Annotated in this window: 11 protein-coding genes; 8 read left to right on the top strand and 3 right to left on the bottom strand. The window is 66.1% G+C overall.

Annotated features, from left to right (window positions below; genetic code table 11):
- The 3 genes from chlG to PVW48_RS14745 all read right to left on the bottom strand — a co-directional run bounded on the left by chlG (position 1) and on the right by PVW48_RS14745 (position 3,469).
- Positions 1-906, bottom strand: a complete 906-nt coding sequence (gene chlG / locus PVW48_RS14755; protein WP_274581886.1) for a chlorophyll synthase ChlG — start codon at positions 904-906, stop codon at positions 1-3.
- 97 nt (positions 907-1,003) lie between these two features.
- Complete coding sequence (gene ppsR, locus PVW48_RS14750) at positions 1,004-2,434, bottom strand: transcriptional regulator PpsR (protein WP_274581885.1); 1,431 nt, start codon at positions 2,432-2,434, stop codon at positions 1,004-1,006.
- A 42-nt stretch (positions 2,435-2,476) separates the two neighbouring features.
- Positions 2,477-3,469 (bottom strand): cobalamin B12-binding domain-containing protein, encoded by a 993-nt coding sequence (locus PVW48_RS14745; protein ID WP_274581884.1) that lies wholly within the window; start codon positions 3,467-3,469, stop codon positions 2,477-2,479.
- A gap of 125 nt (positions 3,470-3,594) precedes the next feature.
- Here PVW48_RS14745 and bchF point away from each other — a divergent pair, with 125 nt between their 5' ends.
- The 8 genes from bchF to puhA are packed head-to-tail and all read left to right on the top strand — an operon-like array spanning position 3,595 to position 14,418.
- Positions 3,595-4,083, top strand: coding sequence for a 2-vinyl bacteriochlorophyllide hydratase (bchF, locus tag PVW48_RS14740; RefSeq protein WP_012180189.1), 489 nt, complete (start codon positions 3,595-3,597; stop codon positions 4,081-4,083).
- Positions 4,080-5,363: a ferredoxin:protochlorophyllide reductase (ATP-dependent) subunit N gene (locus tag PVW48_RS14735; RefSeq protein ID WP_274581883.1), complete on the top strand. Its 1,284-nt coding sequence runs from the start codon at positions 4,080-4,082 to the stop codon at positions 5,361-5,363. Before bchF ends, PVW48_RS14735 begins: the two co-directional genes overlap by 4 nt.
- Positions 5,360-6,946 (top strand): ferredoxin:protochlorophyllide reductase (ATP-dependent) subunit B, encoded by a 1,587-nt coding sequence (bchB, locus tag PVW48_RS14730; RefSeq protein WP_274581882.1) that lies wholly within the window; start codon positions 5,360-5,362, stop codon positions 6,944-6,946. The genes PVW48_RS14735 and bchB overlap by 4 nt, the downstream gene beginning before the upstream one ends.
- Positions 6,936-10,520 carry a magnesium chelatase subunit H gene (locus PVW48_RS14725; RefSeq protein ID WP_274581881.1) on the top strand — a complete coding sequence of 1,195 codons (3,585 nt, stop codon included), beginning with the start codon at positions 6,936-6,938 and terminating at the stop codon, positions 10,518-10,520. The genes bchB and PVW48_RS14725 overlap by 11 nt, the downstream gene beginning before the upstream one ends.
- A 31-nt stretch (positions 10,521-10,551) precedes the next feature.
- Entirely contained in the window at positions 10,552-11,451 is a 900-nt protein-coding gene (gene bchL, locus PVW48_RS14720) for a ferredoxin:protochlorophyllide reductase (ATP-dependent) iron-sulfur ATP-binding protein (RefSeq protein WP_012180193.1), read from the top strand.
- Between the two features lie 46 nt (positions 11,452-11,497).
- Complete coding sequence (gene bchM / locus PVW48_RS14715; protein ID WP_274581880.1) at positions 11,498-12,181, top strand: magnesium protoporphyrin IX methyltransferase; 684 nt, start codon at positions 11,498-11,500, stop codon at positions 12,179-12,181.
- Positions 12,178-13,623, top strand: coding sequence for a PucC family protein (locus tag PVW48_RS14710; protein WP_012180195.1), 1,446 nt, complete (start codon positions 12,178-12,180; stop codon positions 13,621-13,623). Before bchM ends, PVW48_RS14710 begins: the two co-directional genes overlap by 4 nt.
- A gap of 24 nt (positions 13,624-13,647) precedes the next feature.
- Positions 13,648-14,418: a photosynthetic reaction center subunit H gene (gene puhA / locus PVW48_RS14705; RefSeq protein ID WP_012180196.1), complete on the top strand. Its 771-nt coding sequence runs from the start codon at positions 13,648-13,650 to the stop codon at positions 14,416-14,418.
- Positions 14,419-14,441: the final 23 nt, after the last annotated feature.

Below are 14,441 nucleotides of genomic sequence, written 5' to 3'. Positions count from 1 at the left end.
TCAGACGCCCCCGAGCCCGCGCAGGGCGAAGGCGGTGACCATCATCCCCGAGACATAGAACAGAACGCCGGTCCCGTTATACCAGGGCGCGCGGCCCTTGGGGTCTTCCATCATCTCGCGCATCGCCCAGAGTTGCAGCACCACCAGCGCCAGCACCACCAGCGCCCGGTCGCTCAGACCCCAGGCAAAGAGCAGCCCGATCACCGCCAGTTGCGGGATCAGCATGACGATGCAGGCGATCTTCGCGGCCCGTTCCGGCCCCAGCGTCACGGGCAGGGAGTTCACGCCCATCTGCCGGTCGCCTTCCAGGGCCTTGAAATCGTTGAGGGTCATGATGCCATGTGCGCCCAGGCCATAGAGGACCGCGACGATGACGATCTCCCAGCTGGGCGCGCCGGTGACCATCACCGCAGCGCCGGTGAACCAGGGCAGGCTTTCATAGCTGAGGCCAACCAGCCCCGGCCCCCACCAGCCGGATCGTTTCATGCGGATCGGCTCGACCGAATAGGCCCAGGCGGCCATCACGGCCAGCACCGTCGCCCCGAACCCCCAGGGCCCGAGCGCGAGACCCACCACCAGCGCGAGCGCCGACATCATCAGCGCGATCCACAGACCCCAGCGTCCGGGCACCCGGCCCGAGGGGATTGGGCGGTTCGGCTCGTTGATCGCGTCCACATGGCGGTCGCACCAGTCATTCGCCGCCTGGCTCATGCCGCAGACGATGGGCCCGGCCAGCAGAACGCCGAGGACCAGCGGCCCCCAATGTTCGGTGATCGAGGCCCCGCTGGAGACCACGCCACAGGCATAGGCCCACATCGGCGGGAACCAGGTGATGGGTTTGATCAGCTCCAGGGCCGCGGACGGCTCGGGCAGTTTTCGGGGCTGTAAATCAAGGCTGACACTCATGTGTAAATCAAACACTACAACGTGAGTCGCAGCAAGCCTGTCTAGCTGGATTTACACTTTTATTTTGTCGCAGGCGCCCGAGAGGGCCGGCAAACGCCTATTCGTCGCCGCCCTTGTTCAGAAGCCCGTATTTCCGCAGCTTCACATAGAGGCTCTGGCGCGACAGGCCGAGCATTTCGGCCGCCGCCACCCGGTTGTTCCGGGTCAATCCGACGGCGGTTTCGATGCACATCTTCTCGACCACGTCGGTGGTGGCCGACACAATGTCCTTGAGCGGGGCAGAGCCCACCAGTTCCATCACGTTCTGCATCGCTTCGCCGGACACGGCGCCGTTCACCGGCGCGGCATCGCGCACCACTTCGAGCCGCGAGGCATCGCGGAACACGAAGGCAAATCCGCCGTTCTGGCGCGCCTCCAGGTGGGTGGCCGAGATCTCCACCGACAGTTGCGAGCCATAAGCGCTCTCCAACCGGGTGGAATAGACCGGCATCGACCCGTGACGGGACGCGTTGTCCATCATCACCTTCAGGTCGACGGAACCGCGGGCGAGGAAATCGCTCAGGGACTTGCCCTTGATGTCGCCCAGCTGCCCGACATCGGTCAGGTTCAGGAAGGCTTCGTTCACGTTCCGGATCATGCCGGTCGTGTCGGTGAAGACCACCGCATCGGCCCCTTCGCGGAACAGCAGGGTCAGAACCTCGCTCAGCTCCTCGGCGATGACCTCCTGCGCCCCGGCCCCTTCGAGCCGACACAGCAGCGTCTTGTCGCCCGAGGCGCGGAACAGCCGTGCCTGGATCTTCAACTCCTTGGCCGTGCGCTTGGTGTGGGCGGTGACCGAGGAGTTGGTGTCCGAGGTCGCCGCGCCCATCAGCTGGTCGAGCAACTCGCCCCGCTTGAGCCCGTTGAACTCATGGCCAAACAGGCTGCCCACCAGGGCATCCGCCTCGGCGCCCAGAACCTGGGCCGCGGCGCTGTTCATGTCGGTGATCCGACCGCTTGAGGCATCCACCAGCACCAGCGGGTCGCGGGTCGATTCCATCACCACGCGGTAGCGGGTCTCGTAATCCCGGTGGGATTCGTAGTCCTTCTCCAGCGCCAATTGCGCCTTCACCAGCCGGTGCTGCAACTCCGCCACCGGGCGCAGGTCGCGCCCGAGCATCAGGATGAGGTTCTCGTCCCCGGTCCGATGGAGGGTGTAGCGGATCGGGAATTCCCAGTTCGCATTGTCGAAATGGTTCACCTCGATCGCATCGGTCGGCGGAACCTCGCCTTGCTGATAGGCGGACAGTTGCTTTTCCAGCTTGGCGAGGGAATCCTCAGCCAGGAACTCGCGTATGTCGCGCTTCTGCCAGTGGTCGAGGCGCCCGATCGTCGGGTTGAGCGGGTTGACGACAAGGGACTGGACCGTCCCCTTGAGATCGAGGACGATGGCCAGATCCGCGGCCGTCGCGACAATTTCGTTGAAGTGCTCCGGCGCAATACGCGGTGCAGAGCGGTCGTCCCAGAAATCTCTTTCCCGCGTGTTCATTACTGACTCCTGTCGGCCCGGGGCATCCGGGCTCAAGCACGGTTACGATTCAAGTCTTGGTCGTTGCGTCGTTTCGATCTTGCAAAGCCTTAGTGCCTCCTCGGCGCTGTCCGCTACAAAGTCGGCGCCGGTCATTCCGATGATGTCGAGGCCTAGATCTGTAACCGGGCCACCTACCACGATGGGTGTGATACGCGGCACGCCAGTGCGGATTGTTTTCACCAAATCGCGTACCGATGCAAGAGTCCTGCGGCACGAGGCGGTGACACCGACCAGAGCAAAGTTGTTCATATGCACCAGGCGCAGGATCTCGGCCTGATTGTTTCCAAGCGTCATGTGGACCCGAACGCCGAGCCGCCGAAACTGCTCGGCTACCACGAACACACCCAGAGTATGTTGTTCGATGCGCGGCACGATCAGCATGATCGCCGGGCCTTCTGCCTCGGTGTCCCGCGTTTCGATGCGGCGGGTGCCGATGTTGCGGACCGTTTCCTGCAGCCGGGCGGTGCCGATTGTGACATCCGCGAAGCTCAGCTTATCCGTCGACCACAACTCACCCATATAGCGCGCGGTGGCGGGAACGACAGCCTCGATCACATCATTCGCGGTCACGCCGCGTTTCATGATACGGGCCAGGATCTCATGCCGGGCCACCTCGTCGAAGGCGATATAGGCCTCGGTCAGCGCAAAGAGCTGCGCCAGCGGCGCGTCCTGTCGGGCACCTTCGGGCGTCTCGGCAAGAACCTGCAATGCCTTCGCGGCGAGTCGCTCGACCTCACCGGGCGAGAGGTGAATGTTCGAGCCGGGCAGGCCGGATCCATGTGAGTGATGCAGATCTTCCACGCCAGCCCCGGTCCGCCCCGGGGTGTCTATGGGATCTTGCAGGTTGTCCGGGGTGGACACTTTTCCTGTGTCAGTATCGCGCACCGGACCACTATTGTCAAAGTTATTGGACACCAGCGCCCGGAAGGCGGCCACCTCGGCGTCCGGCGAGGATTCGGCGCGCATATTCTCTTTGTTTATTAGGTCTTTCATGGCCGAATCACCCGTGCTGTCTCTTCTCCAGTATTCCCCAGCATTGTGTAAGTTTTAGTTGACACTTTCAACTGCTCATATGTAAATTCGACAAAACAGTCATTTACCGGAGGGGGAGTCGCCGGATGTCAACCGGTCTGAACACCCAAGAAAACAGGGTCGGACTCTATACGCCCGAACAGAAGAAGCGCCGCGACGAGTCTGTCTGGACGCTGATTCAGGGGATTCTCGCGCCGCTGCAGTTTCTCGTTTTCGCGATCTCGCTCGTGCTCGTGGTGCGCTACATGATGACCGGCGAGGGCTACGTGCTCGCCTCGATCTCGATCCTGATCAAGACCGGGTTCCTCTACGCGATCATGATCACCGGCGCGATCTGGGAGAAAGTCGTGTTCGGCCAGTACCTTCTGGCGCCCGCTTTCTTCTGGGAGGACGTGGTCAGCTTCTTCGTGATCGCCCTCCACACCCTCTATGTCTGGGCCTTTCTCAGCGGCACCATCCCGCCCCAGGGCCAGATGCTGATCGCGCTGGCGGCCTACCTTGTCTATGTCGTGAATGCCGGGCAGTTCCTCTGGAAGCTCCGCATGGCGCGCCTGCAAGCGGAGGCGATGGCATGAACAAGCCCGTCACGACCATATCCCCGGGTTGCCGCGACACGCCCATCCTCAAGCAGCGCGGTCAGCGCGAAGTGTTCTGCGGCCTGACCGGAATCATCTGGCTGCACCGCAAGATGCAGGATGCCTTCTTCCTCGTGGTGGGCTCGCGCACCTGCGCGCACCTGCTGCAATCGGCGGCGGGCGTGATGATCTTTGCGGAGCCGCGCTTTGGCACCGCCATCCTCGAAGAGAAGGACCTCGCCGGGCTCGCCGACGCCCAGGACGAGATCGACCGGGAGGTCGAGCGCCTCCTGTCCCGTCGCCCTGACATCAAGCAGCTCTTCCTCGTCGGCTCCTGCCCGTCGGAGGTGATCAAGCTCGATCTGGGCCGTGCCGCCGAACGGCTGACCAGGAAATTCGCGCCCCATGTGCGGGTGCTGAACTATTCCGGCTCCGGCATCGAGACGACCTTCACCCAGGGCGAGGATGCTTGTCTCGAATCCATGGTGCCCGTGCTGCCCGAAACCGAGGCGCGCGAGCTGCTTCTGGTCGGCGCGCTGCCGGACGTGGTCGAGGACCAGGCGCTCGGCCTGCTCGACAAGATGGGTATCGGCCCGGTCCGCGTATTGCCCGCGCCCCGTGCCGACGGCACCCCCGGCGTCGGCCCCAACACGGTCTACGCGGTCCTGCAACCCTTCCTCGGGGAGACCTGCTCGGCGCTGGACCGCCGCGGTGCCCGCCGCATCGACGCGCCCTTCCCCTTCGGCGAAGAGGGCACCACCCTGTGGCTCCGGGCCATCGCGCGCGAGTTCGGCGTCTCGGACGAGACCTTCGAGGCGGTGACCGCCGCCCCCCGCGCCCGCGCCCGCAAGGCCATCGCCGCCGCGGCCGAGACCCTGCGGGACAAGTCGATCTTCTTCTTCCCCGACAGCCAGCTGGAAATTCCCCTCGCGCGTTTCCTGACCCGCGAATGCGGCATGGCCGCGATCGAGGTGGGCGCGCCTTACATTCACAAGGGGCTCGTCGGTCCCGATCTGGACCTCCTCGCCGCCGGCCCGACCCTGTCCGAAGGCCAGGACGTGGACATGCAGCTCGATCGCTGTCGCGCCGCCCGGCCCGACCTGACGGTCTGTGGGCTGGGCCTCGCCAACCCGCTGGAGGCCGAGGGGCTGACCACCAAATGGGCGATCGAGCTCGTCTTCACCCCGGTCCATTTCTACGAACAGGCAGGCGATCTCGCCGGGCTCTTCGCCCGCCCGATCCGGCGTCGTGAAAAGCTGCGGCTGGAGGTGGCGGAATGAAACTCACCGTCTGGACTTACGAAGGCCCGCCCCATGTGGGGGCCATGCGCGTCGCCACCGGCATGACCGGCCTGCATTACGTGCTCCACGCGCCCCAGGGCGACACCTATGCGGACCTGCTCTTCACCATGATCGAGCGGCGCGACCACCGCCCGCCGGTCAGCTACACGACCTTCCAGGCCCGCGATCTCGGCTCCGACACGGCGCATCTGTTCAAGGATTCCTGCCGCGACGCCTATGAGCGGTTCAAGCCCGAGGCGATCATCGTCGGCGCGTCCTGCACCGCCGAACTGATCCAGGACGACCCGGGCGGCCTGGCCGAAACCATGGGTCTCCCGATCCCGGTGATCGCGCTGGAACTGCCCAGCTACCAGCGCAAGGAAAACTTCGGCTGCGACGAGACCTTCTTCCAGATCGTCCGCGCGCTGGCCAAGCCGGTCGAGAAGACCGCCCGCGTGTCGTGCAACATCCTCGGCCCCACGGGCCTCGGCTTCCGTCACCGCGACGATGTCGAGGAGCTCACGGGCCTTCTGTCCGAGATGGGCGTGGATGTGAACGTGGTCGCGCCCATGAGATCCAGCCCGTCGGATATCGCCCGGCTCGGGGCCGCCCATTTCAACGTCATGCTCTATCCCGAGACCTGCGAGGCCGCCTGCCGCCACCTGGAGCGCGCCTTCCAGCAGCCCTATACCAAAACCGTGCCCATCGGCGTCGGCGCCACCCGCGACTTCATCGCCGAGGTGCAGGGGCTGACCGGCGTGACCGGCGCCCCGGATGAGAGCCGCCTCCGCCTGCCGTGGTGGAGCGCATCCGTCGACAGCACCTATCTGACCGGCAAGCGCGTGTTCCTCTTCGGTGACGCCACCCATGTGAAAGCCTCCGCCCGCATCGCCCGCGACGAGATGGGCTTCGAGGTGGTGGGGCTCGGCTGCTACAACCGCGAGTTCGCACGCGACATCCGCAAGCTCGCCAAGGAGTTCGGGCTCGAGGCGCTGATCACCGACGACTATCTCGAGGTCGAGAAGGCCATCGAAGAGGCCGCGCCCGAGATGATCCTGGGCACCCAGATGGAACGCCATATCGGCAAGCGCCTGGGCATCCCCTGCGCCGTGATCTCCGCGCCCGTCCATGTGCAGGACTTCCCCGCGCGCTACTCCCCCCAGGTGGGGTTCGAGGGCGCGAACGTGATCTTCGACACCTGGATCCACCCGCTGGTCATGGGGCTGGAGGAACACCTGCTCGCCATGTTCCGCGAGGATTTCGAGTTCCACGATGCCGCCGGGCCGTCCCACCACGGCGGCCATGCACCCAAACCCATGCACGACGCGCCAGCGGCATCCGCCGCCGCGGGGGCCGAGGCCTCGATGGCCGAGGAAACCGCCGCCCCGTCGCAGGATGCCCCAGCCGCCACCGGCGGCGACGTGACCGTCTGGCTCGCCGATGCGGAAAAGGAATTGAAGAAGATCCCCTTCTTCGTGCGCGGCAAGGCCAAGCGCAACACCGAGAAATACGCCCTCGAACAGGGCGTCACCGAGATCAGCGTCGACACGCTTTACGAGGCGAAGGCCCATTATGCTCGATAACTCGACCCTCCCCGGGACCGGCCTCGCGCCGACCCCCTACCGGTTCGTGATTATCACGTTGGACAGTCACGTGCTCGGCCCCGCCGCGCGGGTGAATGCGGCCCTGCAAAAGGACTTCCCGGGCCTGCAGGTCTCGGTCCACGCCACAGGCGAATGGACGGAAAACCCCGCCGCGCTCGAGGCCACCAAGGCCGCCATCGCCGAGGCCGATATCGTCGTCGTCAACCTGATCTTCCTCGACGACCAGATCCAGGCGATCCTGCCCGCCCTGCGCGCCCGCCGCGCGGCCTGCGATGCCATGGTCTGCGTCATCGCCGACCAGATGCTCGTCAACCTCACGAAGATGGGCGATGTGGACCTGTCCAAGCCCGCTTCGGGCGCCATGGCGATCCTCAAGAAACTCAAGCCCAAGACCAAGAAGACCTCCTCCTCCGAAGGGCAGATGAAGATCCTGCGCCGCCTGCCCAAGATCCTGCGGTTCCTGCCGGGCAAGGCCCAGGACCTGCGCAACTACTTCCTGACCATGCAATACTGGCTGGACGGCTCGGATGAGAACACCGAGGAAATGCTGCGTATGCTGATCTCGGCCTATGCCCGCCGCCCGGGCTGGTCCGAGGTCACCGCCAAACCGCCGATCGAATATCCCGAGGTGGGGCTCTTCCACCCGTCGCATCCGGCCCGCGTCTTCACCGACCTCGCGGAACTGCCCGGCACCGCCAAGCCGGTCGCCACCATCGGCCTGCTGATGATGCGCAGCTACATCCTCAGCCGCGACAGCGCCCATTACGAGGCGGTGATCGACGCCTTCGAGGCCCGCGGCGTGCGTGTCATCCCGGCCTTCGCGGGCGGGCTCGACGGTCGCCCGGCGATCGAGCGGTATTTCCGCGACGCGCGCGGGGCCACCGTGGACGCCATGGTCTCGCTCACCGGCTTCTCCCTCGTGGGCGGCCCGGCCTATAACGACAGCGCCGCCGCGGTCGAGGTGCTCGAAGATCTCGACATCCCTTATATCGCTGCCCATCCGCTGGAATTCCAGACGCTCGGCCAGTGGGCCGCCGCCGCGGGCGGGCTCGGCCCGGTCGAGACCACCATGCTCATCGCCCTGCCCGAGATCGACGGGGCCACCAACCCCACGGTCTTCGCGGGCCGCCACGGCGAGGACCGCTGCACCGGCTGCCAGTACCGCTGCCAGTCCCCGGGCAATACCAAGGCGATGTCCCCCTGCCTCGAACGGATCGACGTGCTGGCGGAGAAGGCCGTGCGCCTCGCCTCCCTGCGCCGCAAGGAAAACGCCGCCAAGAAGGTCGCCGTGGTCCTGTTCGGCTTCCCGCCCAATGCGGGCGCTGTCGGAACGGCGGCCTATCTCAGCGTGTTCGAGAGCCTCTACAACACCCTCGCCCGGATGAAGGCCGAAGGCTACGAGGTCGAGGTGCCCGAGAGCGTCGACGCCCTGCGCGCCGCCGTGCTGCAAGGCAACGCCAAGCAATACGGGCAGGAGGCCAATGTTGCCGCCCATGTCAGCGCCGATCATATCGTCGCCAACACCCCGCCGCTCGCGGTGATCGAAGACGTCTGGGGCCCCGCCCCCGGCAAGATCCAGTCCGACGGGCGCGGCGTGTTCATCCTCGGCCAGCATTTCGGCAATGTCTTCGTGGGCGTCCAGCCGACCTTCGGCTACGAGGGCGACCCGATGCGCCTGCTGTTCGAGCGCGGCTTCGCGCCCACCCACGCCTTCACCCAGTTCTACATGTGGCTGCGCAACACCTATGCCGCCGACGTGGTGCTGCATTTCGGCATGCACGGAGCGCTGGAATTCATGCCGGGCAAGCAGGCGGGCCTCGGTGCGCGCGACTGGCCCGACCGGCTGATCGGCGAGATGCCGAATGTCTATCTCTATGCTTCCAACAACCCGTCTGAGGCGACCCTGGCCAAGCGCCGGTCCAACGCCGTGACCGTAACCCACGTGACCCCGCCGCTGGCCACATCGGGTCTCTACAAGGGGCTGGCCGAGCTGAAGGACAGCATGGCGCGCTACCGGGGCCTCGCCCCCGATGCCGACGAGCGCGCCGAGCTGGCCGCCCTGATCGCCCAGCAGGCCGAGGCGGTGGATATGGACGGCAGCAATCCCGATGGCCTCTGGCTCAAGCTGCTGGAGACCGAGGATGCCCTGATCCCCGACGGGCTGCATATCGTGGGCCGCGCGCCCACCGAGGCCGAAATCGAGGCCCATCTCGACGTGATGCCCGATCAGTCGCCCGAGACCCGGGCACGGGTCGCCGATCTGCTCAAGCAGGATGGCGAGTTGCAGGGCCTGATGAAGGCACTGTCGGGGCGCTATGTCTCGCCGGTGCCCGGCGGCGACCTGATCCGCTCCCCCGAGGTGCTGCCCGCGGGCCGCAATATCCACGCGTTCGACCCGTTCCGCATGCCCACCGCTTTTGCCATGCAGGACGGCGCGCGCCAGGCCGAGGTGTTGCTGGACACCCACGACACACTGCCGCGTTCCATCGCGCTGGTGCTCTGGGGCTCGGACAACATCAAGTCCGATGGCGGCCCGATCGCCCAGGCGCTGGCGCTCATGGGCGCGCGGCCCCGGTTCGACGGCTACGGCCGGCTCTGCGGGGCCGAACTGATCCCGCTGGCCGAACTTGGCCGCCCGCGCATCGACGTGATCATGACCCTCTCGGGCATCTTCCGCGATCTGCTGCCGCTGCAGACCAAGATGCTGGCCGAAGCCGCCTATCTCTGTGCCGTGGCCGACGAACCGGTGGAGCGGAACTTCATCCGCGCCCATGCGCTCGCCTATGCCACCGAGATGGGCTGCGACATGGAAACCGCCGCCCTGCGGGTCTTTTCCAACGCCGAAGGGGCCTATGGCTCCAACGTCAACGCTCTGGTGGACAGCTCCTCCTTCGGCGAAGAGGACGAGCTGGCGGATGCCTACGAGGCGCGCAAGAGCTTCGCCTATGGCCGCTCGGGCAAGGCCTCGGCCAATCCCGAACTGCTGCAAAAGACCCTGCGCGACGTGGACATCGCCTACCAGAACCTCGAGTCGGTCGAGCTGGGCGTGACCACGGTGGATCACTATTTCGACACGCTCGGCGGCATCGCCCGCGCGGTCAAGCGCGCCAAGGGCGGGCAGGAGGCGGCCGTCTATATCGGCGACCAGACCCGCGGCTCCGCCAAGGTGCGCACCCTCAAGGAACAGGTCGCGCTGGAAACCCGGTCGCGGTCCCTGAACCCCAAATGGTTCGAAAGCATGCTGAAGCACGGCCACGAAGGCGTGCGCCAGATCGAGGCCCAGGTGACCAACACCATGGGCTGGTCGGCCACCACCGGGCAGGTCGAGCCCTGGGTCTACCAGCGCCTGAGCGAGACCTTCGTTCTGGACGACGAGATGCGCAAGCGGCTGGCGGACCTGAACCCCCAGGCCAGCGCGCGCATGGCGAACCGCCTGATCGAGGCGTTCGAACGGGACTACTGGCAGCCGGACGCAGACACGCTGGCCGCCCTTCAAGACGCAGCAGACGAAATCGAGGATGCCCTCGAAGGCATCACAATCGCGGCGGAATGACCATGAGGCCGCAACTGAAAGGGATGATGACATGAGCCCACTGGATACAGCCCCCCCGGTTCTCAAGGGCGAGGACGGCGAAGGATCGGTGCAAGTGCATCAGGACGACTCGATGAAGATCGAAGGCGCGAAAGTGTTCTCGGTCTACGGCAAGGGCGGGATCGGCAAGTCCACGACCAGCTCGAACCTGTCGGCCGCCTTCTCCAAGCTGGGCAAGCGCGTGTTGCAGATCGGCTGCGACCCCAAGCATGACAGCACCTTCACCCTGACAGGGAGCCTGGTTCCCACGGTGATCGACATCCTCAAGGAGGTGGATTTCCACGCAGAGGAACTGCGCCCCGAAGACTTCGTCTTCGAAGGGTTCAACGGCGTGAAATGCGTCGAGGCCGGCGGGCCGCCCGCCGGCACCGGCTGCGGCGGGTACGTGGTGGGGCAAACGGTGAAGCTGCTGAAGCAGCACCACCTGCTGGAAGACACCGATGTGGTGATCTTCGACGTGCTTGGTGACGTGGTCTGCGGCGGGTTCGCGGCGCCCCTGCAACATGCGGACCGGGCACTGATCGTCACTGCGAATGATTTCGACAGCATCTATGCGATGAACCGCATCATTGCCGCGGTGCAGGCCAAGTCCAAGAACTACTCCGTGCGGCTGGCGGGCTGCGTCGCCAACCGCTCCCGCGAGACCGACGAGGTCGACCGGTATTGCAAGACCGTGGGCTTCAACCGGATCGCGCACATGCCCGACCTGGATGCGATCCGCCGCTCGCGGCTCAAGAAGAAGACCCTGTTCGAAATGGAAGATGCCGAGGACGTGGTGCAGGTCCGCAAGGAATACATCCGCCTGGCCGAGACCCTGTGGAACGGCACGGAGCCCCTGGCGCCCGCGCCGCTGCCCGACCGTGAAATCTTCGAGCTGCTCGGATTCGACTGATGACCACCCTCGTGACCCCTCGGCCCCCCCTTTGGAGAGCCCGGTAATGCCCGCCTACGACCAGACCCTGACCCGCGTCGAAGACTATTTCGACCGGACCGCGACCAAGACATGGGAGCGTCTGACATCGGACGCGCCCGTGTCGAAGGTGCGCGCCACCGTGCGCGCGGGCCGCGACCGGATGCGCGACATCATGCTGGCGCAGATGCCCGCGGACCTGTCGGGCAAGCGCGTGCTGGATGCGGGCTGCGGCGCGGGGCAGATGACCGCCGAACTGGCCGCCCGCGGGGCGGAAGTCGTCGCCATCGACATCTCGCCGAGCCTGGTGGAGATCGCCGAAAAGCGCCTGCCGGATGCCCATCGCGGCCAGGTCACCTTTACCTCCGGCGACATGCACAATCCCTCCTTGGGTGATTTCGATCATGTCGTGGCGATGGACAGTCTGATCTACTACGAAGCACCGGATATCGGTGCCTCGCTGGCGAAGTTCTGCCCCCGGGTGCGCGGCTCGGTGATCTTCACCGTCGCCCCCCGCACCCCGTTCCTGATGACCTTCTGGGGGGTGGGCAAGCTCTTCCCGCGCGGCGACCGGTCCCCGACCATGATCCCCCATGCGCCCGCGCGGCTGTCGAAGGCCGCCGCCGAGACGGGCGCCCGCGGGGCCATCCGCGAAGTCGAGCGTGTGACCTCCGGCTTCTACATTTCCACCTGTCTGGAGTACCGGGCATGATCTTCACCAAGGCCCAGACCAAGCGTCTCGCCAGCCAGTTTCTGCCCTTTGCAGACGCGGCCAGCGACCAGCTGCCCCTGGGCCAGCTGTTGCGCCTGAGCCTGTTCCAGGTCTCGGTCGGCATGGCCACGGTCATGCTGCTGGGCACCCTGAACCGGGTGATGATCGTGGAACTCAGCGTGCCGGCCATGCTGGTGGCGCTGATGATCGCCATCCCGGTCCTCGTCGCCCCCTTCCGGGCGCTCCTCGGGTTCCGCTCCGACACCCACAAATCCGCCATCGGGTGGAAGCGTGTGCCCTACATGTGGTTCGGCACCCTGTGGCAGTTCGGCGGGCTGGCGATCATGCCGTCCTGCTTGCTGGTGCTGGGCGGGGACGTCTATATCGACATCCCCTTCGCCGGCGAGGTGCTGGCGGCGCTGGCCTTCCTGATGACGGGGCTGGGGCTGCACATGACACAGACCGCGGGGCTCGCGCTCGCCTCGGACCGGGCCACGGACGAAACCCGGCCGCGGGTGGTGGCGCTGCTCTACGTGATGTTCCTTCTGGGCATGGGCGTCTCGGCCGTGATCATCGGCTGGCTGCTGCGCGATTTCAGCGGCATTCGCCTGATCCAGGTGGTGCAGGCCACCGCGGGCGCGACCCTGATCCTGAACCTGATCGCGCTCTGGAAACAGGAGATCGTCTTCCCGACGACCGCCGAGGAACGCGCCGCACCGCGCCCCTCCTTCCGCGCGGCCTGGGACGACTTCGCCGCGGGCGGGCAGGCGGGCCGTTTGCTGGTCGTGGTGTTCCTCGGCACGCTCGGCTTCAACATGCAGGACGTCCTGCTGGAACCGTACGGCGGCGAGATCCTCGGCCTGTCGGTCTCGGCCACCACCTTCCTGACCGCGATGTGGGCGGCGGGCGCGCTGATCGGCTTTGCCATGGCCGCGCGCTGGCTCAAGGACGACATCAACCCGTTCCGGATGTGCGGGCGCGGGCTGCTGATCGGGCTGGCGGCCTTCTCGGCGGTGATCTTCGCGGCCCCCATGGGCTCCAACGAGCTGTTCTTCGTCGGGGCGGGCCTGATCGGCCTCGGCGGCGGGCTCTTCTCCGTCGCGACCCTGACCGCGGCCATGACCATGCCGGCGGATGGGCTGGCCGGGCGCGGCCTGGCGCTGGGCGCCTGGGGCGCTGCACAGGCCACCGCGGTCGGTGTGGGCGTGGCCCTGGGCGGCACGATCCGCGACGTGGTGAATGCCGCCGTGTCCACCGGCGCCTGGGGCGAAGCGCTCAACGATCCCTCCACGGGCTACTCCGTGGTCTACCACCTGGAGATCGCCCTGATCTTCATCACCCTCATCGCCCTGGGGCCGCTCGTGCGGGCCCATGCGCTGACCCGTAACGACCATGCAACAGGGGAGACCGGCAAGATCGGGCTCGCCGATTTCCCGACCTGACGCCGGATACGAAAGGATACCTCCATGGAAGAGACATTCTTCGGCAATTTCGACCTCGCCAGCCTCTCGCTCTGGCTGTTCTACGGCTTCTTCGCGCTGCTGATCTACTATCTGCAGACCGAAAACATGCGCGAGGGCTACCCCCTCGAGGATGACGACGGCAACACCGCCGCCAACCAGGGGCCGTTCCCGCTCCCGAAGGAGAAAACCTTCAAGCTGCAACATGGCCGTGGCGAGCTGACGCTGCCGGGCGAAGACGTGCAGCGGCGCGACAATCTCGCCCTGCGCAAGACGGCCCATGGCAACGGCTTCCCGATGGAACCCACGGGCGATCCCATGCTCGACGGGGTGGGCCCGGCCAGCTGGTCCAAGCGGCGCGACGTGCCGGAACTGGACGCCCACGGCCATCCCAAGATCGTGCCCATGTCGGCCGCCGAAGGCTTCGGCGTGTCCGCCGGGACCGACCCGCGCGGCCTGCCGGTCATGGCGGGGGACGGCGAGATCGTCGGCCTGGTCTCCGACATGTGGATCGACGAAGCCGAGCAGCTCGTCCGCTACCTCGAGATCGAGCTCGACCCGGAATGGGGCGACGGCAAGCGGCTCGTGCAGCGTGAAATGGTGCGGATCAAGTCCGACCGGGTGAAGGTCCGCTCGATCTACGGCAAGCACTTCAAGAACGTGCCGAAAACCAAGTCCCCGAACCAGGTCACCCTGCTCGAGGAAGACAAGATCATGGCCTACTACGCGGGCGGCACCCTCTATGCCGACGAGTCCCGCCTCGAGCCGCAATTGTAACGACAAACACGGGAGCCTTTCGC

The organism is Dinoroseobacter sp. PD6 (assembly GCF_028807315.1).
In the GTDB taxonomy this organism is placed as follows: Bacteria; Pseudomonadota; Alphaproteobacteria; order Rhodobacterales; family Rhodobacteraceae; genus Dinoroseobacter; species Dinoroseobacter shibae.
The sequence above is the reverse complement of the archived record's forward strand: the minus strand, read 5'-3'. Positions and strand labels throughout refer to the sequence as shown.